This is a genomic window from Nonomuraea sp. H19, from assembly GCF_052068215.1.
Lineage (GTDB): Bacteria > Actinomycetota > Actinomycetes > Streptosporangiales > Streptosporangiaceae > Nonomuraea.
In genome coordinates, this window is record NZ_JBQHCV010000043.1 from 26,148 (window position 1) to 48,758 (window position 22,611).

19 protein-coding genes are annotated in these 22,611 nt (G+C 69.1%); 2 read left to right on the plus strand and 17 right to left on the minus strand.

Annotated features, from left to right (window positions below; genetic code table 11):
* Positions 1-299: 299 nt before the first annotated feature.
* On the plus strand, positions 300-758 hold the full coding sequence (locus ACTMTI_RS51575) for a hypothetical protein (RefSeq protein ID WP_441128248.1): 459 nt from the start codon (positions 300-302) through the stop codon (positions 756-758).
* Between the two features lie 476 nt (positions 759-1,234).
* Here ACTMTI_RS51575 and ACTMTI_RS51580 read toward each other — a convergent pair whose 3' ends face one another.
* Complete coding sequence (locus ACTMTI_RS51580; protein WP_441128249.1) at positions 1,235-1,660, minus strand: hypothetical protein; 426 nt, start codon at positions 1,658-1,660, stop codon at positions 1,235-1,237.
* Between the two features lie 32 nt (positions 1,661-1,692).
* Between ACTMTI_RS51580 and ACTMTI_RS51585 the strand changes: the two genes are divergently transcribed.
* Positions 1,693-2,163, plus strand: coding sequence for a hypothetical protein (locus ACTMTI_RS51585; RefSeq protein ID WP_441128250.1), 471 nt, complete (start codon positions 1,693-1,695; stop codon positions 2,161-2,163).
* 463 nt (positions 2,164-2,626) lie between these two features.
* On the opposite strand, the gene rph is transcribed toward ACTMTI_RS51585, so the two are convergent.
* From rph to ACTMTI_RS51665, 16 genes are all read right to left on the minus strand, one after another.
* On the minus strand, positions 2,627-5,224 hold the full coding sequence (gene rph / locus ACTMTI_RS51590) for a rifamycin-inactivating phosphotransferase (protein ID WP_441128277.1): 2,598 nt from the start codon (positions 5,222-5,224) through the stop codon (positions 2,627-2,629).
* Between the two features lie 553 nt (positions 5,225-5,777).
* Entirely contained in the window at positions 5,778-6,929 is a 1,152-nt protein-coding gene (locus tag ACTMTI_RS51595) for a SagB/ThcOx family dehydrogenase (RefSeq protein ID WP_441128251.1), read from the minus strand.
* A 68-nt stretch (positions 6,930-6,997) separates the two neighbouring features.
* A complete protein-coding gene (locus tag ACTMTI_RS51600; RefSeq protein ID WP_441128252.1) occupies positions 6,998-7,171 on the minus strand; it encodes a hypothetical protein in 174 nt (57 codons plus the stop codon).
* A gap of 67 nt (positions 7,172-7,238) precedes the next feature.
* Positions 7,239-8,309 (minus strand): hypothetical protein, encoded by a 1,071-nt coding sequence (locus ACTMTI_RS51605; protein WP_441128253.1) that lies wholly within the window; start codon positions 8,307-8,309, stop codon positions 7,239-7,241.
* 21 nt (positions 8,310-8,330) lie between these two features.
* Entirely contained in the window at positions 8,331-9,332 is a 1,002-nt protein-coding gene (locus ACTMTI_RS51610; RefSeq protein ID WP_441128254.1) for a phosphotransferase, read from the minus strand.
* Positions 9,326-10,558, minus strand: a complete 1,233-nt coding sequence (locus ACTMTI_RS51615; protein ID WP_441128255.1) for an MFS transporter — start codon at positions 10,556-10,558, stop codon at positions 9,326-9,328. Before ACTMTI_RS51615 ends, ACTMTI_RS51610 begins: the two co-directional genes overlap by 7 nt.
* A complete protein-coding gene (gene sbnB / locus ACTMTI_RS51620) occupies positions 10,555-11,547 on the minus strand; it encodes a 2,3-diaminopropionate biosynthesis protein SbnB (RefSeq protein WP_441128256.1) in 993 nt (330 codons plus the stop codon). The genes ACTMTI_RS51615 and sbnB overlap by 4 nt, the downstream gene beginning before the upstream one ends.
* Positions 11,540-12,520, minus strand: a complete 981-nt coding sequence (gene sbnA / locus ACTMTI_RS51625) for a 2,3-diaminopropionate biosynthesis protein SbnA (protein ID WP_441128257.1) — start codon at positions 12,518-12,520, stop codon at positions 11,540-11,542. The genes sbnB and sbnA overlap by 8 nt, the downstream gene beginning before the upstream one ends.
* On the minus strand, positions 12,517-13,875 hold the full coding sequence (locus tag ACTMTI_RS51630; RefSeq protein WP_441128258.1) for a hypothetical protein: 1,359 nt from the start codon (positions 13,873-13,875) through the stop codon (positions 12,517-12,519). The genes sbnA and ACTMTI_RS51630 overlap by 4 nt, the downstream gene beginning before the upstream one ends.
* A complete protein-coding gene (locus ACTMTI_RS51635) occupies positions 13,876-16,266 on the minus strand; it encodes a hypothetical protein (RefSeq protein WP_441128259.1) in 2,391 nt (796 codons plus the stop codon).
* Complete coding sequence (locus ACTMTI_RS51640) at positions 16,259-17,650, minus strand: pyridoxal phosphate-dependent aminotransferase (protein WP_441128260.1); 1,392 nt, start codon at positions 17,648-17,650, stop codon at positions 16,259-16,261. Before ACTMTI_RS51640 ends, ACTMTI_RS51635 begins: the two co-directional genes overlap by 8 nt.
* 1 nt (position 17,651) lies before the next feature.
* Positions 17,652-18,401, minus strand: a complete 750-nt coding sequence (locus ACTMTI_RS51645) for a class I SAM-dependent methyltransferase (RefSeq protein ID WP_441128261.1) — start codon at positions 18,399-18,401, stop codon at positions 17,652-17,654.
* Positions 18,402-18,416: 15 nt separating this feature from the next.
* Positions 18,417-19,655, minus strand: coding sequence for an ATP-grasp domain-containing protein (locus ACTMTI_RS51650; RefSeq protein ID WP_441128262.1), 1,239 nt, complete (start codon positions 19,653-19,655; stop codon positions 18,417-18,419).
* Positions 19,656-19,697: 42 nt separating this feature from the next.
* Positions 19,698-20,621 (minus strand): TauD/TfdA family dioxygenase, encoded by a 924-nt coding sequence (locus ACTMTI_RS51655; RefSeq protein ID WP_441128263.1) that lies wholly within the window; start codon positions 20,619-20,621, stop codon positions 19,698-19,700.
* Between the two features lie 117 nt (positions 20,622-20,738).
* Positions 20,739-21,449 (minus strand): guanitoxin biosynthesis heme-dependent pre-guanitoxin N-hydroxylase GntA, encoded by a 711-nt coding sequence (gene gntA / locus ACTMTI_RS51660; protein ID WP_441128264.1) that lies wholly within the window; start codon positions 21,447-21,449, stop codon positions 20,739-20,741.
* 67 nt (positions 21,450-21,516) lie between these two features.
* Positions 21,517-22,524: a ParB N-terminal domain-containing protein gene (locus ACTMTI_RS51665; protein WP_441128265.1), complete on the minus strand. Its 1,008-nt coding sequence runs from the start codon at positions 22,522-22,524 to the stop codon at positions 21,517-21,519.
* Positions 22,525-22,611 lie beyond the last annotated feature (87 nt).

The following is a 22,611-nucleotide window of genomic DNA, read 5'->3' on the forward strand; positions in this document are numbered from 1 at the left end:
GACAGGCGCACACAGGTGCCGATCTCGGTCCAGATCTGGGACTGGGACACCGCCAGGCATGCCGAGCCGGCCGGCCGGAACCGCCGACGGTAACGCTGGCGCGGCGCCGGGTCAGGCACGCCGACTCCCGCCAGCCGTGGACTCGTGAGGAGGAGGCGAAGCTGCCGGAGCCGGCGGGAGGTCGTTACTCCCTCGACATGCGGGCTGCAGCCACCATGCAAGCGACACCTGATCAACTACCGGCATCAGAACGGACAAGGCCGGCCCACCAGGCCCCGCCCATCAGCGTGAGGAAAACGATGGCATCGATCGTCTTCGGGACACTCGCCGTAATTGCACTGATCGTGGGTGTGGTGCTGTTCCTCGTGTTGAGGCGGAAGCCGCACACCCGGGTCGGGGCGTACGTCAGCGCGACATTCCTCCTCCTGGGCGCGGGGATGCTCACCATGGGCTCCATCTCGTTCGGGAGCCTGGAATCCGCTGCGCTGCAGACCTTCACGCAGGAGGAGCGCGCGGCGGCGGTGCCGTGCAGCGCGGCGGTCCTGAGGGCCGAGGAGACGTCCAACAAGCTCAACGGACGCTATATCTGGCTGTTGCGGCTCCGTGTGACCCCTCAGGCCGGCACCCCGTACGAGATCGAGCGCACGGCCCGGCTCACCTCGTCCATGGGGGAACGCCTGGAGCGGGGGAACGTCGTGCTTTCCTGCCTGGTGGCCCCCACCGACCACACCCGGATCGAGATCTCGGCCCTGGCCTGAGCCGTCCATGCCGGGCATCTGGGGTGACCTCGCGGCCAACGGGTACTGGCCGCTGGCCCGCGCCAGACGGTGGTGCGCCGTGCGTGGCGGCACCTACTCCGCCCAGGAACCCGCGGCTACGCCGCTTGCCGACGAAAAGCCCGCCTCGCCCGGCCCAGGACAGCCATTACGCGCCTGAGCTCGACGCTCAAGCGATGAGGCGCTGCTCAGAAGGTGTTCTTGACAGGCCGCCGGCGACGCGGCGCGGCGAGGCTGCCTCGTCAGGTATGGAATGGCGTTGGTGCCTGGCAGGGTGTTCGTGTGCGTTCACCGGGGTAGAGCGCGATCGTGCGACAGGTCCAGCGTGCGGGCTGGGCTTTCTTTCGTGGTGATCGGCCGCCCCGGACGCCGGTCCGGGGCGGCCGTCGTGACGGCCGCACGTACGAGACGTCACCACGGGGATGATCTGCTGCTTCTGATGGAGAAGAACTCATCGCTCATTCTTCGAGTTTGGTGGTCACCTTTCCGGCATCCGGCGCTTTGATGGAGACCTTGCCCCCCCAACCCGTGAAGCGGGTCTCGACGGCGAACGTCTTGCCCTCCCAGGCGTTGCTGTCGAAGACGCCGGTCGCCGCGTAGGGGCTCGTCACCCTGGTGACGAGCCCCGAGGCGCCGACCGTGAGCGTGTAGGAGACCTGGGTGTCGTCGTGGTACCGGAGGGGGATCGAGGCGCGGAACCACGGCGACACCTGGTCGAGCTCCTTGAATGTGATCTTGCCGGTGTAGGCGTTCTTGACCTTCTTGGCCTTCTTGATCAGCGTGGCCAGCGTCGCGGGCTCGACGGGATTGATCGGCTGTCCGAAGTATCCCGAGGCGCCGCTGGAGAAGCCGTCCGACTTGTACCAGCTCTTGCCCGCTGGCATCTTCTCCTTTCCACATGCCGCCGGAGAGGTAGGTGACCTTTCCGATCGCGATCGCCGAGGCCGCGCCGCGGCCGATGCGGGGCGAGCTGGTGGAGACCCTGGAGGTGCCGGACGGCAAGAAGGTTTTCACGCTGGAGTGGATGCGCACGGCGGTGACCAAGCTGTCGGGCACCGGGATGGAGCAGGCGCTGGATCGGGCCTCCTACGTGCGGGGGCAGGGGGGTGGACTGCAGCGCGGTGGCGCCGGTGAAGCAGTCCAGGAAGTGCGTGCGTGCGTCCAGCTCGATCAGCAGGGACGCGATCGGTGCGAATGGCGGCATCGCGGCCAGCTCGGCCTTCAGTGCCTTGGCCTCGGCCGGTACGTCCTCGGCCGACAGCGGCGGCACCACCCGGTGCGCATCCTCATCCAGCCGGACCAAGCCGGTGTCGTCGGGAGCGGGGCGCGCCCGGTTGATCGTCGAAGAGGGGCGTTACTCACGATGAACGCCGTGAGGCCGGGGTAGCCGCCGGATGGAGGCCGGCCGCTGCCCTATCGGAAACCCGTCTGGTCGACGTCCCAGCTCGGCCGGCCCGGCATGGCCGCGATCAGATCACCCTGCATCTGCCCGGACACTGCCCCTGGCAGACCGCGTGGACGAACGCCTTCGACGCCGCTCACGGCCCACCAAGTCCGCGTGGCCTGATCCGCCTCCAACACCCATGCACCGCACGCTCTTCGACGACCGCGACGGTCATCCGCGCCCCGAACGCACGCCTCTCCCCGACCTTGTGGACAGGCTGCGATCCGCGCACGGCGAACCCTGCCACACCCAGAACAGGCCTGTATCCGCGGAAACGGCCCTCACGGAGGAATCGAAGACCAACATGATCAGCCGGAATCGGGCCGTGAATTCAGTTCAGGCTCAGTGATCGAGTGCCGAAGACGGCCCACCTCGAATGCTGGAGTCCCGCGTCCGACGCGACGGCTCAGGCGAGGATCTGGACGAACCCGTCGGTTCCGTGAACGCGGATCCGCTGGCCGTCCCGGATCAACCGGGTGGCCTGATCCACACCCACAACGGCCGGCAAGCCGTACTCCCTCGCGATCACCGCCCCGTGCGTCATAAGGCCGCCTACCTCCGTCACCAGTCCGGCGACGGCGACGAACAGGGGGGTCCAGCTGGGGTCGGTGTAGGCGGTGACCAGGATGTCGCCCGCCTCAAGGTCGGCCCGCGCCATGTCCATGACGACACGGGCACGGCCCTCGACGGTCCCGGCCGAGACCGGGAGGCCGGCCAGCGCACCGGGCGGGGCGTCGTCACGCCGATACTGGCCGGTGATGGCCTCGCCGTCCGACGTGAGGACCCGGGGCGGGGTGAGCGCCTCGTACGACCGGAACGCCTCCCGCCTTTCCCGAATGAGTTCGGCGTCCACGTCGTCGGTGCGCACGACTTCTTGCAGCTCCTGGAACCGGAGGAAGAAGATGTCTTCTTTCTCGCGCAGGGTGCCGGACTGGACGAGGTGATCGGCTTCCCGCAGCAACGCCTGCTTGTAGGCGAAGTAGCGGCTGACCATGCCGTACTTGGGGTACTCCCGGTACCCGGCGAAGGTGCGGACGCGGTCGATCATCCGCTTGGTCTCCTCGGCCTTCTGCTCCCCTTGGGGTAGGGCGCGCAATCGCGTCAGCAGTTCCTGTTCTTTCCGTCGTGACTCTTGGCGTCCTTGTTCGAAGTGTCGCTTGCCGGCGCCCGGCTCGAAGTTCTTGATGTTGCCGAGGATGGTGGGCACGAGCGTGGCGGGATGCTCGCTCCAGCGCGTTCTGGTGATGTCGATCTCGCCCGCGCAGCGCATGCCGTACTCGTCGAGGTAGCCCCGGATGGCGTCACGTGCTTCCCGCCCGCCGGCCAGCCCGGCCAGCTCGTTCAGGAAGCCGTCGCCCTCCCGGCCTTCGTCCACGACGCGGTGCAAGTACGCCACGACGTCCGCGTGCGGCCGGATTGTGTCCGCGACGTCGAGGAGCGCCAGCCCCATCTCCGACGTGACGTTGTGAGGGACGGATTGCGTGAGCGCGTCGGCCGCGTTCTTCTCGCCCAGCCACGCCTCGAGGTGGTCATTGAGCCACCAGGTCGCCTCCATCGCCGCCATGATCACCTGGTGGCTCTGCGGATCGAACAGGATGCGCTTCAGCTCTGCGATGTCGGCCAGGATGAAGTCGAGCAGCGCCGGCCCGGATAGACTCTGGATCTTGCGCTGCAGGGTGGCGACGGACGCCCGATTGTGTCGGATCAGCTGGGTGACGATGGCCGGATCGGTCTCGATCGGGGCGGGTGAGTCACCGGCGGGTGCGGCGCCAGAACCGGCGTCCGGAAGCGAGCGGATGAAGTCGCCGCGGTCGAGGACGGTCTGTAGCGCGTCCCGAATCAGCGGGTCGGACTTCCCCGCGGTCCCGAGGAGGCTCGCGCGACCCGCGGGCGTCGCCAGGGCGGGGGCGACGTCGACGAACAACCGTCCGCCCGCCTCGTGCATCGGCCGTGGGGTCGTCAGCTGCCACAGGGAGAGTCCCAGCGGCTTCATCGCGTCGGTCATCATCTGCTGGTGACCGACGGAGATGTAGACGTGGTTCTCTTGGTCATCGGTCGTGGGGATGGGGAACAGGGTGGTGATCGGCCGGCTCTGGACGATGTGGAAGTCGTCGCCGGCCAGGCACCATTCGATGTCCTGGGGTCGGCCGAAGTGCGCTTCGATCCGCCGGCCCAGCTGCACCAGGCGCACGACTTGAGCATCCGTCAGAGCCGGCTGCGTCTGCCGCTGCGGCTCGATGGGTGCGTCCTGGATACCGCCTCCCGGCGACGCCTGGACGAACCGCGGCTTGGTGGCGACCGCTGTGGTGACGACCTGATCGTCGCGCACCGTGTAGACGTCCCCGGCGACCAGACCGGAGACAAGCGCCTCGCCGAGCCCCCAACCGGCTTCCACAGTGGCGATCTTCCGGTTCGAGGTCACGGGGTCCGCGGTGAAGAGGATCCCGGCCGCGTCCGGGAACACCATCTGCTGTACGACCACGGCCATCCGTACCTTCCGGTGGTCAAAGCCATTACGGCGCCGGTAGGTCACTGCCCGCTCGGTGAACAGCGAGGCCCAGCACCGCCGGACGTGCCGAAGGATCGACGCCAAGCCCACGATGTTCAGGTACGAGTCCTGCTGGCCGGCGAAGGATGCGGTCGGCAGGTCCTCGGCCGTCGCGCTGGAACGCACCGCGTAGGAGGCTTCCTCCCCGAGCCGGGCGAGCGATTCGCTGATCGCCGCCACAAGATCATCGGGCACCGTGACGCCTTCGATGACGCGGCGGATATCGGCGCTCAGGGTGCTGATCGCCGCGCGGTCGTCCGGTTCCACGCGCGACAGCAGGTCAAGCTGAGCGTCGATCGACGGCGCCGCGGCCACGACCCGCTGGAAGGCGTCCGTCGTGACGCAGAAGCCGTCCGGCACGCGGATGCCATCGATTCGCGAGAGCTCGCCCAGGTGCGCCCCCTTGCCGCCGACGTCTGCGACATTCGTCGAGTTGATTTGCTCGAAACCCAGCACGTAGCCCAATTCCGTTGCTCCATCGTTCGTCGGGTTGGTTCGCAACGCGCAAGTATGAAGCATTTTCTGGCGCCTCATGAGACGCGCGAGTCTGATATAGAGTGAAAGTGACGAGGAGCGGTGCGCGTCGCCATCGTTATCTGGGGTTGTCAAGCGAACCAGCTGGTCAGTCGGTTGAAGGCCAGTAAGGCGCGTAAGGCAAGCAGGCCGGCCGCGGATGCCGCGCCGGTGGCTCGCCGAGAGGTCATGCTCTCAGCGCTGGATGGAGCTCCGGTTGGCGTTGAGCCGGCGGCTGCGGGTGATATGGCCCGTGAATTCGGCCACCTTGTCGTAGAGCGTGCGAGTGGATCTCAGACCAGAAGCCCCAGGGTTTCGGGCGTTTCCCAGGCCGTCAGATGCCGCTCGGGGTCGGTTTCCCCCTGCGCCGCAGTTCGCATTCCGCTCCCACGCTTCACCGGTATTCACCTCCGTTCTGCTGGGCGCACGGAACGTCCTCATCGATGGGAACTGTGCGCGGGATGATCGTCATAGAGGGTGGTGCGCGGGATGATCGTCATAGAGGGTGGTGCGCGGGATGATCGTCATAGAGGGTGGTGATGGCAGCCGCGCTCAGACCCGCAGGCCTCAGTCTGCCGGCCGGGTCGGCGGCGGGGACGCCCATGCCCAGCATGTACAGAGCGGTCTCGGCACGGCCGTCGATGCCGAGCGTCTGCTCGACCTCGCTGTCCCGGAAGGCGGCGGTCTGGTAGGGCCCCAATCCGTACGCGGTGGCGACGAGTGCGAAGTTCTGGCCGAGGTGCCCAGCGTCCATGTAGATCACGCGTAGCGCGCGAGCATTGTGATACTTGTGCGCCACGCGCCCCACCACACCGGTGACGAACAATGTCACCGGCGCGTCGCCGCACATCGACTGCTGGTGCGACAAATGCAGCAGTGCAGCCTTGTCCAGAGGTTCGCGAAGGAATTCCAGGCAGTGCGAGATCGGCCCATAGTGGTAAAGTCCGTCGTCCAGTCCGGACACCCCGCGGGCGTTCAGGTAAATCTCTAGTTCGGAGCGGGCTCCGCCGTTCGCATAGGTGCGCAGCGGCAAAGCGCCGAGCCCGTCCAGGTCGGCAAACTGTTGTGGCGCGAACGAATAGTGCAGTACGGCGGAAAGTTGTTCCACGTCGACGGGCGTGTCCTGATACGAACGGATGGTCCGCCGCCGCAGGAGGACGTCGGTGAATCGCGGCGAATCCGCTGGACGCGGCCGTGGCAGTATGACGATCGGCGCGTTCGGGTAACGCTTGAACAATGCCGGCGGGGCACTGGCGGTGATTTCCTCGTATACCTGCCGGGCCTGTTCAGGGCTGTTGACGTAAGGAAGATCCTTGGTACCGAAGTGGAACAGCATCGCCTCCGGAGTCCACCGCGACCAGGCATCAGGCCCGCCGACGGCCTCCCCGTCGCAGAGCAGACCGGCTTTCGCCAGCTCGGCAAGCGTCTGGCCGACCTCGTCGGCGGTCACGTCGTAGCCGTCGGCACGCAGGGCCTCGGTCACCTGCACCGCTGTCGCCCCGCTCGCGCAGCGGTTCAGGATCGCGATCGTGTCCTGGTTGATTTCGCACGTCCGGCCGCTCACCGCCTCCAATGCCACGGCCTGACCGTCGCGCCAGCACACCGCAAGGGTCGGTCGGGTCGTGTACGCGTACTCAGCCATCTTCATCGGCCTCTCAATGCGGTGCCGGTGCGCGCCCGCAGGCACACACCGGCACGTTTTGCGGATTACCACTATTAGGCAGCCGGCGCGTAAGCCGTGCTAATGGCCGGCGCGTAGGCCGTGCTGACAGCGGGGGCGTAGGCCGTGTCCTTGCGCGACTTCGCCACCGGCACCGCAATTGCCTGGAGCTTCTTCAAATCAAACACCTCCCTGATGTGTTTTCCTGTGGGCATCTGCTTGCCCGACAAGGTTTTCTAAGTACATTTCAGGACGGCCAAGATCGTCAAGACTGAATAACTGTACGGCCCTGTCGGCTCAGCCCAGGTAATCCTCGTTGCCGCCGTCGCGTACGACATCCAGAGTGACGCAGTGCAACCCGCCGCCGAGCACCCGGGCATGCCGCAGCCGGCGCGGGACGACGGTAATTCCTTTGCTTTCGAGGGCGCGCAGGAGCGCCGGCTGGGTGGCGTCCACGATTGCCGTCTCTGGATTGACCATGAGCAGATTCATGCTGATCCACCGCTCGCTGAGCGTGTGCGGCAGCGCCGTCGGTTCGGTGGTGATTTCAGGGCACCAGAGGATGTCCCACTTGTCGAACGGCGCCGGCACGTTGCCGGGCTTGATCCGCTCCGGGTTCAGCATGACCAGTCCGGGGCGCAGCAACGCGATGGTGCTGTCGATGTGCGTGTAGCCATAGACGTTCCGCAACGGGTGGAGCCGCAGCGACGGATCGATGAGACGCAGGGTCGAGGCCAGCCACTGCATGCCGAACTCGTTGCCGCTGCGGGAGACCTGATAAAACAGGTCCCGGCCGAGGCGCAGCACGTTCGCCGCGTCGAACACCGGCTCCGCCTCGCCGAGCAGCGGCCGCTCCTGCTCGTCCCACTCGTACAGGTGGTCCGGCAACTGCGGCCGAGGACCGGCGATCCACGTGGCGCCCTCTCGGAGGTAGTCGTGGAATATCGGGCGCAGGTTGAAGATCTCGAAATACCGGGACCGCATGGGGCTCGGCACCTCGATGATGGTCGAGCCGACGATGAGCGTGAGGTCGCGCGGGCAGTACGAGATGTAACCGTCAGCGGTCCAGTCAGGACTCGAGAACCCACGGCGGTGATCCACGGCGGGCGGGCGATGGGTCTTCACACCCAGCTCGCGAAGCGTGTCCGCCAGCTCGGCGAGGTCCTCGTTGGACTCCTCGACGACCTGACGCGGGAACTCGCCCTGATGCACGGCCGCGAGCTCGGCCCGCGTCAGGGTCGGATAGCAGGCGAGCCACGCGGACGGATCCGTCATCCGGGGCACGCGCGCGTGCGTGGCGTCGCCAACGATGATCTCACGTAGCTGAGTGAACTCGTCCCAGGAGTTGACGGCCGGGGTACGGGACATGTGCAGCATCCTTTCGAGTGGTCATCGACGCCTTCCGCTGACGGCGCCGTCTTCCAGGTAGTCGCGTGCGGCCCGGACGGCGGCGCGTCCGAGCGTGATCAGGTATCGCGTCTCCTCGCTGCGGTTGCCCTTCACAGTCCATTCGCGGGCCGCGCCGAGCAGCTCCATGGCGGCGGCCGCGTGCACGTACCGCGGCAGAGCACGATGCTCGGCCGCGGTCAGCGGCGGCGCCGCATCGTAGAGGTCGGCCAGGGCGGCCACCCGCTCGCCTGGCGACCGCGGATCGCCGTGCATGAGATTGACCGCCACCATGGCCAGCTCGTGCACGCGCGGGTACCGGTTCGCCACCGCGAAGTCGAGGATGGCGGTCTCTGCCGGCGAGGTGGGCACGACGTTGGCCTTGGTGAGGTCCCCGTGCACCAGGGCATGCGGCAAGGCGCTCCGATCGACCTCGGCGAACGACGCGACCGCCCGATCCACCTCCGCCCGGTCCTCGGCCGGCAACAGCGGCCGCATCTCGCCGGCCAGCGCCTCGATGTGATGGATCGCCCACCAGTCGGGCACCGGGGCGAAGTCGCGCTCGATTCGGTGGATCCGGCTCACCTGACCCATGAGGTCGGCGAGCTGGGCGGCGTTGGGATACGTGCCGAGGTCGAGGAAGGTGCCGGCATTCAAGAGCTCCATGACGATCAACAGATTTCCGGACGGGCGATGCCGCAACAGCACCTCACCGTCCACCGGGTACAGCCGGGGGTGCCGTACGCCGGCCGCCCGCGCCGCCTGGATCACCTCGACGTATCGAACGGTCATCGCCTCCGGCCGGTGCACGGTGAAGACCTTGAACAGGTACCGGCCGGTCTCGGTGCGGACGAGGACGTTGCAGTCGTCGTAGCCGACAGGGCTGGGCCGATGGTCGCCGACCCGGCCCAGCCCGCACTCCGCCGCCGCCCAGGAGACGAGGTCCGGCAGCAGCTCGGGCCGCTTGATCCGCAGGAGCGGATCCGGATCGTTGGCGGTCAGCATGGTGGCTCGCCGTCGGTCTCCGCGGACCACACCGTCAGCTGCAGCCCGGCCGCCGCCACGGTGAGCGCCGCGGCGGCGCCGAACGTGGAGGTCAACCCCGCGCCCGCGATCCAGCCGCCGCACAGGGCGCCCAAGGTCGCGCCGCCGTACAGTGCCATCCGGTGCACCGACGTGACCCGGCCGAACAGCCGGGCCGGTGTCCGCCGCTGCCGGGTGGCGAAGGCCACGACGTTCCACACGGCGAACCCGGCACTGCTCACCGCGAGCAGCGGCAGCACGAGCCACAACGGCGGAGAGAACATCAGTGCCAGCGTGGGCAGGCCGGCGACCAGGATCGTGCCGACGAGCAGCGGCACCGGCCGGAACCACCTGGCCAGGCGTTCAGCGGCCAGCCCGCCGCCCGCGCCGCCGGCCGCCCCCGCGGCCAGCAGCAGGCCGTACCCCTGCGGCGGCAGGTGCAAGACGTCGCCCGCGAACACGACCAGCACCGCCCACCAGGCGGCGTCCGCGAAGGCGAGCAACGCGCCGGCTGCGGTCACGGTGCGCAGCAGCCGGTGTCGCATCAGCCAGCGGATGCCGGTGCCGAGCGCGGTGCGCAGCCGCCGGTCTCCCGGCACGGGTGCGGGCGCGGCCGTCGCCAGATGGACGGTCCTGGGCAGTGACAGCACCAGTGCCACCGCGAACGCGAGCACCAGCCCGTCGATCGCGACCGGCAGCGCCATCGAACCGGCGAACAGCGCCGCGCCCAGCAGGGGGCCCAGAAACTCGTTCCCCACGACCTCGCCGCTGACGAGCCGCCCGGTGGCGCGTTCCAGCAGCGGGTCGGGTACCAGGCGGGACAGCAGGCTGGGCGCGGCCGTGTCCCGGAACGTCTCCGCCGTACCGATGAGGAACGCCGCGCCGGCCAGCAGCGGAATGCTCGCCGCCCCCGCCGCCACGCAGCCGAGCAGCAACGCCAGCACGGTGACTCGGCACCCGTCCGCGACCAGGAGGATCCGCGTCGGGGGACACCGGTCGGCGACCGCCCCGGCATAGAGCCCGAACAGCAGCCACGCGCCGTGCTGCGCCGCGAACACCGCGGCCACTCCGAGCGGATCGCGCGTGAGCACGGCCGCGAGCAGCGGGAACGCACCGGCCCGGATGCCGTCGGCGATGTTGGTCAGCGTGGCGGCGGCAAAGTACCTCCAGAACGGGCCCTGCAGTCGCCCTTCGACCGCGACGGTCATCGGTCGTCCTCGCCGGCGAGGAAGCCCGGCACGGCGATCGCGCTGCTTTCCCTGATCGCGGTCGTGAGCACGAAATGTCCGACGGCTACGTCGAGGGCGCCGAGGCCGAACGGCGACACGATGACGGGCCGGGCCGGGTCCGGGGTGAGGTCGCCGCGGAGCAGCCGGCCGATGGTGCCCGCGATGAACGATCTGTTGCCGACCAGGCGCTCGGCCAGGTGGGGCGAGGTCTCCGCCTTCAGGCAGTGGTCGATGTCGTCCACGATGTTGTACCCGGTCAGCAGCACCTGCGGCGGCAGGTCGCGGAGCGAGATGTGGAGCAGGAGCTGGCCGCTTCGCAGCACGGTGTGGGCCGGGACGTACGGCACCGCCGCGGTGGTCGCGAACACCACGACATCGGCGGAGAGTGCGGTGGACAGACCTGTGGTCCGGCCGGGCAGCCCCCGGACGCGCCCGGCGAACTCGGCGGCCCGGGAGTCGTCCAGGTCGTGGCAGATGACCTCTTTGACGTTCAGCCCGGCGTCGAGGAGGTGCTCGAGAACGGTGGCGGCGATGACCCCGGCGCCGATGAAGGCGACGGTGCGTGGGAGGTCGTCGGATATCAGGGCACGGGCGGTCACCGCGGCGGAGGCGGCGGTTCGTACGGCGCTGATGCCGCCCGACTCCAGGCACGCGACCGGGCGGCCGGTGCGGTAGTCGTTGAGGATCAGCACGGCCGACGCCCGGGGGAGGCCCGCGCTCACGTTGCCGGGAAAGCTGGAGATCCACTTCAGCCCTACGCGGTCGACGGGCGGCCCGACATAGGCCGGCAGCGCGATCACCCGCGAGTCCGGTTTGTCGGGGAACCGGAGGAAGTAGCTGTCCGGGTTCACCGTCGCGCCGCGCTCGTGCGCGAGGTATGTCTCCACCACGATCTGCCGTACCCGATCCGCGGAGCGGTCGAGGATGTGCCGAACCACGTTTCCGGGTACGACGTGGAATTCAGACATGGATTCCCCCAATCGGCGCAACGTTCACGACCCCGTAGCGGGACTCGCACCACTTGTCGTTGTAGACGGTGTCCAGGTACCGGTCGCCGAGGTCTGGACTGATGGCGACCACCCGGGAGCCGGCCGCCAGGGTGTGCGCCAGCCGGCGCACGGCGGCCAGGACGCTGCCGGTGGAGGCGCCCACCAGCAATCCATGGCGCCGGGCCAGCTCCCGGCAGGTGGCGATGGTCTCCACCTCGCCGATGTGGATGAGGTCGAAGCCCGCGTGATCCCGCAGGATCGGAGGGCGGACGCTGGTGCCCAGTCCGGGCAGGTGCCGTGCCCCGGGCGGCGTTCCGAACGTGACCGAACCCTCCGCGTCCACGGCCACGATCCGGGTCTGCGGACTGTGTTCGCGAAAGTAGTCGGCACAGCCCATCAGGGTCCCGGTGGTGCCGGTGCCGACGAAGACAGCGTCCACCTTCCTGAGTTCCTTGTGGATGCTGCGTGCGGTGTGCGTGCGATGCGCGCGCGGGTTGGCCGGGTTGGCGTACTGGTTGAGCCACACCAGATCCGGGTCGGCGGCGAGCGCCCGGTGGATGTTGTCGAGGCGGCTTCGCAGGAAGCCACCGCCGGGATCGGGCGTCGCGATGACGGTGACGGTCGCGCCGAGGCAACGCATCGTGTTCACGGAGGCCCGGGTCGCGTTGAGGTCGGTCACGATCGTGAGCGGGTAGCCCTTCGCCGCGCACACCATCGCGAAGGCGATGCCCAGGTTGCCGGAGGACGACTCGATGACGCGCGAGCCCGGGTACAGGATGCCGTCGTGTTCGGCCTGCTCGATCATGGAGACCGCGGTCTTGAGCTTGATCGAGCCGGCCGGATTGAGTGCCTCGATCTTGAGGAACAGTTCGACGTCGTCCCGGCCGGTGAACCCGGGCAGGACCAGAAAGATGTCGTCGGTGACTATTTCGTGGACACTGCGAAAGATCATCGCGTTGCTTCACTCCAGATGCTGCCGCGGGCCGCGCCGTAGGCGGCGTTGGTGATGGCGGGCTTCTCGCCGCGCATCAGCCGGGACCACCACCCCGCCGGGCGGCCGGCGACCGTGAACAGGCCAGGAAGGATCTGGACGGCGTCGAAGGTCAGCCGGGCCTCCTCCAGCCAGGCGAACGGCGCCGTCTTCGGGTACACCAGCTGCTGCAGCACGTACGGCGTCTTCCCGGCGTGATCGCGCACCCCGGACCAGAAGTCGTCGCCCTGGCAGAGCGCGCCGATGAGCACGCCCTGGCCGAGGCTGCCGAGGCACGGCTTCGCCACCAGCGACTCCGGGGCGAGTGGGAACGGGCCGTCCGGGCTCAGTGTGGCGTGCCGCAGTCCCGTACCGGATTCGTTCAGCATCCAGGTGGTCGGCACGTACTGCTCGACGAGCTCGCGTTCGCGTTCGGAGAGGACGCCCCGAGCGGCCGCTTCGTGCAGCATGGCGAACGAGCCCTTGTGCGACAGCCATTCGTGGCGGAAACCCGAGATCAGCACCACGTCCCCGGCCTCGGCCGCGGCGAGGATCTGGTACGCGGAAGTGACCTCCTCGGTGGTGAGATCCTCGAGGAGGAACTCCCGGTGCACCGCGTGCACCGGCCGGCCTTCGTACCAGAGCCTGCCGTGCTCGTGACGCAGCTGCGTCTGCGCGCACACCACGGTGTCCAGGCCACCGGCCCGGTATTGCGCCGCGAGCTGGGGATACTCGAGGGGGAACTCGTCCATGTGACCCGCCCAGTCCACGATGGCCACCGTCGGCCGGCCGTCGATCGGCAGGTCGTCACAGCGGGACAGCACCTCGGCGGCAAGCACCCGCGCGGGCGAGGTGTTGCCGAGCCGGCGCCGGTCGAGGAAGTCGGTGAGAAACGGCCGGGCGCGCACCCGACGGTCGTAGTCGCCGACCAGCAGGCCGCCGACCGACGCGCCGTTGTTGATCTCGATGAACCGCCATCCGTCGAGGCCGAGCATGAAATCGGTCCGCGCGACGGTGATCTCGCGTGGCACCTCGGCCCGGATGAACGGTCGCATGGCGTCCGGCACGGCGAACGCGTCCATGGCCGCCTCGAGATCGCCGAACAGCAATCCGGGCAGGCGGGGCAGCAGCGAACCGGCGAGCAGACCGGCGGCCACGAGCGCGCTGTGATCGGCCCCGTCCAGGAGGATCGGCACCACGCCGAGAGGCGCTCTCAACTCCGGCGACCACTGTAAGACCTCGTCAGCCGCCAGATCACGGGCCAGCGCACGCAGCACGATGTCCGCCTGCTCGCGGTGCTCTTCCAGGTAGGCGATGAACTCGGTGTGCAGGCGCATTCAGTCTCCTTCTGGGTACGGCGGTCGGCTGCGCCACCAAAGCGTCCGCAGCTCGGAGGCGAGGGTCCCGTCGGGCGTGCGCAACCACAGCCGTGACGGCTCGGGCAGCATCTCCGTAATCGTGAGCGCCGTCGCCGTCTCGACCGCGCGGGCGAAGCTGCGTACCGACAGCACCGACAGGAAGTCCAGGAACATGGGCTTGGACTCGGTGTCCACGAGGTAGAACGTGTGCCGCGGCAGCGCCAGCCGACGGCGCCAGGCGTGCAACCGGCGCCAGTCCCGTGCAGTGGGCACCCGCCCCGCGAAGCCGGGGACCTCCTGCGGCAGCGGGTCCCAACGCCGCCGCTGGAGCACCACCCCGTCGACCACGACGCGTGGAGTGTGCTCGCCCAGCCTCAACCGAGGAAGCTCCATGGCGGGGATCGCGCAGTGCGCCAGGCCACCGACCTCAACGCCGGCGTCGTCGTACTCCGGCAGCAGCCACAGATCACGGCCGGTACGCGGATCGTGCAGGCCGATGAACCCGCTGTCCCATCGGCGAACATGCACCGTGTCCACCTCGATCGCACCGGGTTCCGGCGACGTGGCGTCGAGGCAGAGCAGCCGGTGCCCTGCGGGCGAATTGTCGGCGCCTTTCTGGGTACGCCGGATTTCTTGCAGCGTGGGCTGGGCCGGTGCCAGCTGCTCGGCGAGCAGCCGGCTCAGCTGCGCGACCCCCAGCTGCTCATCGGAGTACAACCCGCGGACCGGCCGGGCGAGGTTCGGCCAGATGTGGTGCAACTCGCTCAGCACGAGCAGCGGCTCGCTCCCGCCGGCGAGCATGAGATCGGCGGCGCCGAACAGCGGCCACCGCTCCAGATCGTCCCGGAGCAGCCCGGCTGCCTCCAGGTCGTCGCGAGTCAGCCGCACGACCGGGACGCCGGGATCGAGCAGCCCGGCCAACCTCTGGACCCGGCCGGTCCCGGGCGGCGGGACGGGGGCCGGCCATTGCCGCACCACGGCGGCCGGGAGGTGCGCGCGTCCTTCTGCCCGCATCAGCCGTGCGAGCTCCCGCTGCCCGGCCGCCCGCTCGTCCACCGCGAGTGAGGCGAGCAGGTCGAGCACGGTGCCGAGCTGCTCGGTCAGCCGGCGCGCGCCGGCCGTGCTCACCCGCAACCCCTGAACGTTGTCCAGTGCGTCCTCGAACAGGATCGCGCGGTCGGAGGAGATGCGGCCCTCGCCTCGCCAAGCCGGTTGCCCGGTCAGCTCGCTGAACCTGGCGGTGAGGTCGGTCAGCGCCCGCAGGCGCCGCTGGTACGGCAGCCGCGCGAACGCGGAGACGTCGTCGAGCACCGACCCCGCCGCGGCGGCGGTGGCCGTGCCCGCCTCGGCCAGCCGCTCACGCAGGTCGGCGCCGGGGTCCGCGGTGTGGTCGGGCAGGTGCCGGTCGAGTCGCACCAGGCGCCGGTCCGCGAGGCCGTTCACGATGGTCGCGCTCGCGTCCGCGGGTTGGCCGATCATGGTCGCGATCTCGGCGAGCGTCCTGCGGCCGTCGGCGGCGTCGAGCACCGCCCGCTGTGCGCTGGTGAGGTCCTGGGCCGGCTCGAGCCCGGCCGCGGCGAGTACGCGGCGGGGCCGGTGCAGCCGCAGGCCGAGCTCGCGATCGCGCAGGACGGCGTTCGCCAGCGCCTCCGCCGCCCAGTAGCTGATCGAGGTACGGCGCTCGGCTCGGCGGCCGTCCCCCGCGCTCCAGTACGTGAGCTCACCCAGCACCGGGTCGTGGTGGTGGAAGAACGTGCCGGCACCGGGATCCGCGTCACCGTCGGCCACCCGCACCAGATTGAGCGGTCCCACGTGGCCGGTCGTCTCGGCCTTGGCGCAGAAGCGTTGCAGATACCGGTAGGCGGTGGTCTCGGCTCGCGAGGTCAGCCTGTCCTGCCGGATCGAGCGGACCAGCTCGTGGTGCGCGTGCGGGCTGGACATCAGCACACCCTCAAGGAACAGCTCGTCCCGCACGTTGTGAAAGAGGCTGGCGCACTCGGCCTCGACCGTGCGGGCGAGGGATTCGTCCAGCAGGTTGTGAGCCCGCTGGAACTCGGCGATCGCCTCCTGCCAGGGTTCGGCCGCCGCCACGGCGACTGAAGGCACGACGGGCACCGCGCGGAAGTGGATGACGGCCTTCAGCGTCCTGTTCAGAGCCGGCCTCTCGCCGTCGTCGCACTCGGCCTGCGCCGCCTTCAAAGCGGCGATCACCTTGGTCCGGACCACCGCGAGCTCGTCGGCCGCGGCCGCGGCGGCATCGGTCCGGTGCAGCAGATCCGGTTGGGCCATACCGTCCAGCCACGCGAACGGCAGCCCGGACGAGCGCAACAATCCGATGGGGAACAGACGCCAGGCAAAGCGGCTAGCCATCGTCGGCCAACCTCCCGCAGGCGCTGGCCAGCCGTGCGATGCCCTCCTGCCACCGCGCGGGCGGGAGGGCGAACGACAGCCGCAGGAAATACCCGCGGCGACGCCACCATGGTTCGGAGGCGCCGAACGCCGGTCCGGGCAGGGTCTGGAGGCCGTACTCGCGGAACAGGCGATGGGTCGTGTCGAGGTAAGCCCGTCCGTCGAGAGCGCCGATCCGTACGAGCGTGTTGAAATCACCGCGCCACGGCGGCACCTCCGTGATGACCGCACGCCACTCGTGCAGCGACGACACGTTGGCGGCCAGGGTCTCCCGCAGCGAGGCCCGCCATGACGCCAGCCTGTCCACGCTCTCCGTCGCGGTGAGCACGGCTCGCGCACGCTCGACGAACTCCGCCAGCCGGGGCGAGACGGCGTGGTACGGGCGCAGCAGGTCATCAAGGTGGCGCCACGGTTCGGTGCCGCCCGAGCGGTCGCCGTCCACCGCGGCCGTCAGCATGCGGTCCATGAGCAGTGCCGGTGCGGCCGGCCCGGGGGAGGACGGCGCGATGAGCTCGTTGAAGCCGGCCAGCCGGGCGATGAGCGCGGCGTCGCCGATCAGCCAGCCGATGCGAAACCCCGGTACCGCACGCGACTTCGACAGACTGCCGACGGTGACCACCCCGTCCCGGTAGCCCTCCTCGGCGGCGATCGACAGCAGGTGGGGAAGCCCGTCCACCGCCGAGACGTCGGAGGAAACCGTGTCGTGCAGGACGATGACGCCACGCTCGCGGGCCCAGCCGACCAGCTTGCGCAGCTCCGGCTCGTCGTAGCGTTCGCCGGTCGGATTGTTGAACGTGTTGACGTAGACCACGCGGGTGTCCGCGGTGGCGGCGGCGGTCAGCTCCTCCACGGTGGGCAGCCATCGTCCGGTCTCCGCCGACGTCACCTCGTCGAGCGCGAACCCGGCGTCGGTGAGGCATGCGCCGACCAGCGGGAACGTCGGCACCGGGAGCACGGCGTGCGGCCGGGCGCCGTTGCCGGGATGCAGCCCGCGAGCGACCAGGGCGAGCGCCGCACTCGCTCCCGCGGTGACGAGGACGTTGTCCACCCCCACCAGAGTGCCGCCGACCCGCCACGACTCGTATGCGGCGATCGCCGCCCGCCCGACGAGGTGGCCGTCCGGGCCGTCGTAGTCGTGCCAGAACAACGGATCGCGGGCCGCGCCGAGTGTGAAGTCCACCAGCTCCCACGGCGGCTCGGTGAAGTTCACGCCGGACGACAGATTGATGATCGGCTCGCCCGGGTGGCGGCTGCGGAAGCGGACCTGCTCGTCCAGGGCATAGTTCACGGCATCGACGGCGAGCATGAACCGCCACGGCGCGAACGGTATCTCGAGCGCGGGCATGCTAACCCGCCTCCGCAGGCCGGTACACGGAGACGTGCTCGGTGCTCGCGCCGGTGAAGCCGGCACCCGTCCAGTCGGCGTATCGGGCCGCCTGCCTCAGTCCGGCGATGCGGGCCATGAGATCCAGCTCGCTGGGCCACACGTAGCGCTGTAGCAGGGGACGCATCTGGATCCCATCGCTCTTGAAGAACATCTGCTGGGTACGGAGGTGCTGCCGCACGGGATCGTGGATGGTCACGTTCAGATCCACGTAGTCCCTCTCCACCTCGAACAGGCGCACGTGCTGGCCGTTGTGGAGCAACGCGGAGTCCGGCGTGCTGACCTGCACGACGAAGGCGCCGCCCGGGGCCAGCTGCGCCGCCGCGTTGCCGAACGCGGCCACTTGCTCGTCCTGGGTGAGCAGGTGGAGCAGCGTGTTGAAGACGGCGTAGACCACGTGGAATCGCCGCTCGCCGAACCGCGCCGTCGTCATGTCGCCGTGGACCAGGCGCAGCCGCCCCTCGGTGTCGGCCGCCCGGCAACGCTCGAGCATGGCCTGCGAACAGTCCACTCCGGACACCTCGCAGCCTTTCGCCGCGAGCGGCAGAGCGACCCGTCCGGTGCCGATGCCCAGTTCCATGGCCTGGGGCCGCTCTGCGCCGGCGGCCGAGGAGGCCAGGTCCCAGAGGAACGCCGCGGCCTCGTCGGCGTCCTCCGGCGTCTGGCCTGGCTCGTCATAGATGTCCGCGATGTGGTCCCCGTAGGTGGACACGGTGTATCCGTTCAATTAGGTCCTCGCTCCTGAGCCGGTTTCCGCTGCGGTCGTGTCAGGGGTGTCGATCCGTGGCGCCAGGCCGGCGGCGATCCGGTCGGCCCGCTCCTGGGCCTGCCGCCAGGACTCGCCCTCTGCCACCACCCAGCCGATGCGGTCCTGGCCACCACGCGGGGTCCGCACCGCGGCGCCGTACGGCTGATCGATTCCCAGGTGGAGGAGGCCGGGCAGCGTCAGGGCGTGCTGGACGTCGGCGAGACCGGCGAATCGTCCCGTGCGGTCGGCGGCGACGAATCGGATGGCGGCCGCCGACCGCCATTCCGGCCGCCATCGCGGCTCCTGACCCAGCGCCAGGTCGTACATGACCTCATAGGGGTTCACGCCGCAGGAGTGCGCGACGAGATCCATGATGCGGTCGCCGCCGGACCGGGTGTTCACCTCGACGACCTTCGGGCCGGCCGCGGTCATGAAGACCTCGGTGTGCACGAGCGTGTGGTCCGCATCCACCGCGCGGATCGCGGCGAGCGCCAGCTCCAGCACGGCGTCGCCGTCCGGGCCCTGGTAGGGGAGTGCATGCCCGAGCTCGACCGGGTAGGCGCCGCCGGTGGTGAGCTTGCGGGTCAGGCAGACCGGCGTGATCCGCCCGTGCTGTACGAATGCCTCGACGCTGTACTCCTGGCCGAGCATCAGCTCCTCGATCAGCAGCGGCACCTCCTCCCGCAACCGGAGACCGGCGACCTCCTCGTACGCCGCGACGAGCTCGTCCGGCCCGGCGACCCGGATCTTTCCCGCGCCGGCCTGGTCGGCGACCTTGAGGATGGCCGGATAGCCGAGGCGTTCGGCGGCCACGCGGACGGACCGGAGATCGTCGCAGGTGGTCCAGCTCGGGATCGGCACTCCGGCCGCCGCCAGAGCGGTCCGCTGCTCGGACTGGTCGGCGTTCAGCAGCGCCGTCCGGTGGCCGACGAACGGCAGCTCCAGGTCGGCGGCCACCTCGGCGACGAGCGGGAAGAGCTCGTCGTAGAAGGTCAGTACGGCGTCCGGGCGCGCCACTCTGAGCGCTTGCTCGATCCCGGCGCGTACGCACTTCTCGTCGAGGATGTCCGCGACCGGCACCGCCACATGTGCCCACGGCAGCAATGCGGAGCCCGGTTCATCCACGACAACGAGCCGGTAGGCCCGCTCCAACGCGGTGTGCACGGCCAGCTCCCGGTGCTCAACCGCCCCGACGATGAGGACGACTTCGGACGACAACTCGCGGACTCCCCTCCTTGTGTGGGCGCGTCGGCGACGCGGTCAGATGATGCGGCCGCCGTGCTGCCGGAACCGCTGCAGCGACGTGCAGGCCATGGTGCGCAGCAACCACCTGTCGGTGCCGTCGTACCGGGCGGCGAAGGGCGTACGGGAGTGCACCACCCGGCGGTTGTCGATGATGAGCAGGTCACCGGGTCGCATGACGTGTCCTTGGTGGACGGCGTCGAGTTGCCGGCGCAACGCCAGCAGCGCTTTCTCTCCCGCGGTGTCCAAAGGGGACAGATAGTGGTCGTCGTAGCAGATCTCCGGGGCGTGCGCCGGGCCGGACAGCACCGCGGTACGGCACGGCGAGCTGTCATCGAGCATGTGCGCCGAGTCGGGCGCCATCTCGAACCTGGGCTCCGCCAGCACCTGACGGTCGTGTCCGTCGAGGACGACATCGCGAGCGGCCGCGTAACGGGTGACCGCGTCGTCGGCGCCGCGCAGGCACAGCAGCCCGAAGTAGTCGCAGCGATCCGCGCTGAAACCGTCTTCCACGTGCCAGTCCAGCATGCCGCTGCTGCTCTCGCTGGTCTGCGTGTATTCCATCCGTGGGGCCGGTACGACGTGCTGGACCAGACGGCCCTCGTACAGACTGCGGAAATTGAACGGCTCGCCGAGCAGCAGCATCACGCCGAGCAGCTGTAGCGCCGCCTGCTGGACGGCGCGCCCATGAAGCGGCGCGGCTGAAGCGGTGGGGTTGGCACCGAAGTTCAAGGTCGGCACGACGCCCCGGACCAGGAGGACGTCACCGTGCTCGGCGCGGCTGCGATAGGCCTGCATCGCCCCGACCAACGACGCTGGCGCCGCCGCCGTCACCGCGGTGGCACACGCGACCGTCTCCTCAGGATCGGCGTGGACGAGATCAACCGAACGAAGATTGTCCCCACCGGCGGCCCACATGGACGCCATTTCCGCCGCGCTCAAATTCACCACATTCCCTGCGGCGATTGATACATCGGTCATCCGTCCCCCAAGTTTTACAACCGTCAGATATTGTTGTGTATCCAGCGAGATCGGCGATGGTCAAGGGCGAAGGATCGCTCAGTTCCGCACCCGCAACGGGCAGCGCCAGTCCGGGCCGATCGGCGCACCCGAGAATCCCGGTGCCTGCGGATCGTCCAAGGTCGGCGGAAGCGACGAGTTGACCGATCCCTGCAGCCGGGAGTCCCGCAGGCGAATCCGGTCCTGGAAGGCCAGAAACTCCTCGTCCGACGGAAACTTCGCACGATCCTGCTCGGGCGGGTTGAAGATGAGCGTCGGCCACGCGAACCGGCGAGCATAACGGGAGGCACCCGGATACAGCGTCACCACCAGTTGGCCGAGACCCGCGAACGACAATGCGAAATCGGCTCGGCTCGGGTCGGTGGAGTACCGCTCGTCCCACGGCTCGTCGTCGAGGTCGTGCAGTTCCTGTAACACCCGCCAGACCAGCCGGTCCCAGCTCGGCTCGTCGCGAATCATCCTGGGCTCGAGGAAGCTCGCCACGTACGTGTAGAGATCGCCCATCTGGCGGCGCACGTCCCGGAAATAACGCAGATCCGCGGCCAGACTGCGCAGGCTCACCGGAGAGCCGAGTTCACTGTGCACATTGAACAGATAACTGCCGGCGCGGAACGCGGAACGGGCGCCCAAGCAAGGAAAAGGGCCGTCCAGTACGAGTGCACGCAGCTGCGCCTCGATGAGGTGCTTCACGTTATCCGGCACCGGGTCCTTGTCTTGTACGGGTACGGTCCAGCGTTCTTTTCTGCTCATCCGTCCACTCACCCGTTCAACCGTGGAAATTCCACAGTTGAACGCCTTAAATGAAATGAGAACATTGCTAAGCCGACTCGGTGGCCTGGACTCTGCGTTCCAGCTCCCCGGCAAGCTCGCGCCAGGCGGCGGCGCAGTTGAGCGCGATGTCGGCGACAATATAGGCGCAATGCGCCGGCAGCACCTCGACCAGATCCGACCAGTCATCGGTGCCGATCACTCTCGCGTTCAGCCAACGCAACACCTTGCGCCCGGAATCGCTGTGCAGCGACGGGTCCTGTTTGAGTCCATACAGCCGATCCCGTTGCGACTGCGGCGCGGGGCGGTTCGCCAGCCGGAGCGGCACCGCCGCGGCCGACCGCGGCCGCCTGCCCCGCGCCCTGACCGGCACCGGGGCCAGCCCCTTTCGCATTCGCTCCTTGACGTCACGGGCGGTGCCCAGGGAGAGCCCCGCGAGCCGGGCGACCTGCCGCAGCGACATCTCCGGATGGTCTCCGATGAGCTTCGCGGCCCGCAGCCTGCCCTCCGTGGCATCCAGCGGTCTGGCCCTGCCGTCCAGCCCGATCCGAGCGGTCGCGGGCGGTTGTCCCGGAGCCGAGCGGTTGCGGATCGCGGCCACCGTCTTGGCCGTCAGCCCTGTGCGAGCCGCGATGGCCCGATCCGACCAGTGCGGATACGAGGCGACTATGCGTGCCGCCGCAGCTTCCCGGTCCGGCAAGGTCAGCGGCAGGCCATGGCGGATGTTCGCCTCCACTGCGAGGACGAACGCCGCATCGGCGTCGCCTTCGAAGAAGTAGGCCGGGATGCGGTCCTCCCCTCGCATCACAGCGGCCCGCAGCCGGTGCACCCCGTCTATGACCCGCATCGTCGGCCGGTGGACCAGGATCGGCGGTAAGGGCTCCTCGGTGCCGGCGAGCGCCCGGACGTGCTCGGGATCCTCGCCCGCGAGGCGCGGCGAGCCCTTCGCAGTGACGCGTGCTATTTCCACCAACTCTGCTTCTCGTTCGTTGCCGATTGCCGCTGCCTCGTCGCTGGACGCGCTCGTCAACGCCACCGCCACCTCCCCGTCGTGCATGGTGTCGTGGGAACTACGCAGGGACCCGCTTCGACCTGTCTCGCGGAGCTTCGAAGACGCGGCTCCCCACCCGACGCGGTACGGCAG

Excerpts from the sequence above, each read along its gene's own strand:
- sbnB (WP_441128256.1), bottom strand. The coding sequence starts at position 11,547 with ATGTCTGAATTCCACGTCGTACCCGGAAACGTGGTTCGGCACATCCTC.
- sbnA (WP_441128257.1), bottom strand. The coding sequence starts at position 12,520 with ATGATCTTTCGCAGTGTCCACGAAATAGTCACCGACGACATCTTTCTG.
- ACTMTI_RS51595 (WP_441128251.1), bottom strand. The coding sequence starts at position 6,929 with ATGAAGATGGCTGAGTACGCGTACACGACCCGACCGACCCTTGCGGTG.
- ACTMTI_RS51605 (WP_441128253.1), bottom strand. The coding sequence starts at position 8,309 with ATGTCCCGTACCCCGGCCGTCAACTCCTGGGACGAGTTCACTCAGCTA.
- gntA (WP_441128264.1), bottom strand. The coding sequence starts at position 21,449 with ATGAGCAGAAAAGAACGCTGGACCGTACCCGTACAAGACAAGGACCCG.
- ACTMTI_RS51610 (WP_441128254.1), bottom strand. The coding sequence starts at position 9,332 with ATGCTGACCGCCAACGATCCGGATCCGCTCCTGCGGATCAAGCGGCCC.
- ACTMTI_RS51615 (WP_441128255.1), bottom strand. The coding sequence starts at position 10,558 with ATGACCGTCGCGGTCGAAGGGCGACTGCAGGGCCCGTTCTGGAGGTAC.
- ACTMTI_RS51630 (WP_441128258.1), bottom strand. The coding sequence starts at position 13,875 with ATGCGCCTGCACACCGAGTTCATCGCCTACCTGGAAGAGCACCGCGAG.
- ACTMTI_RS51640 (WP_441128260.1), bottom strand. The coding sequence starts at position 17,650 with ATGCCCGCGCTCGAGATACCGTTCGCGCCGTGGCGGTTCATGCTCGCC.
- ACTMTI_RS51575 (WP_441128248.1), top strand. The coding sequence starts at position 300 with ATGGCATCGATCGTCTTCGGGACACTCGCCGTAATTGCACTGATCGTG.
- ACTMTI_RS51635 (WP_441128259.1), bottom strand. The coding sequence starts at position 16,266 with ATGGCTAGCCGCTTTGCCTGGCGTCTGTTCCCCATCGGATTGTTGCGC.
- ACTMTI_RS51665 (WP_441128265.1), bottom strand. The coding sequence starts at position 22,524 with ATGCACGACGGGGAGGTGGCGGTGGCGTTGACGAGCGCGTCCAGCGAC.
- ACTMTI_RS51580 (WP_441128249.1), bottom strand. The coding sequence starts at position 1,660 with ATGCCAGCGGGCAAGAGCTGGTACAAGTCGGACGGCTTCTCCAGCGGC.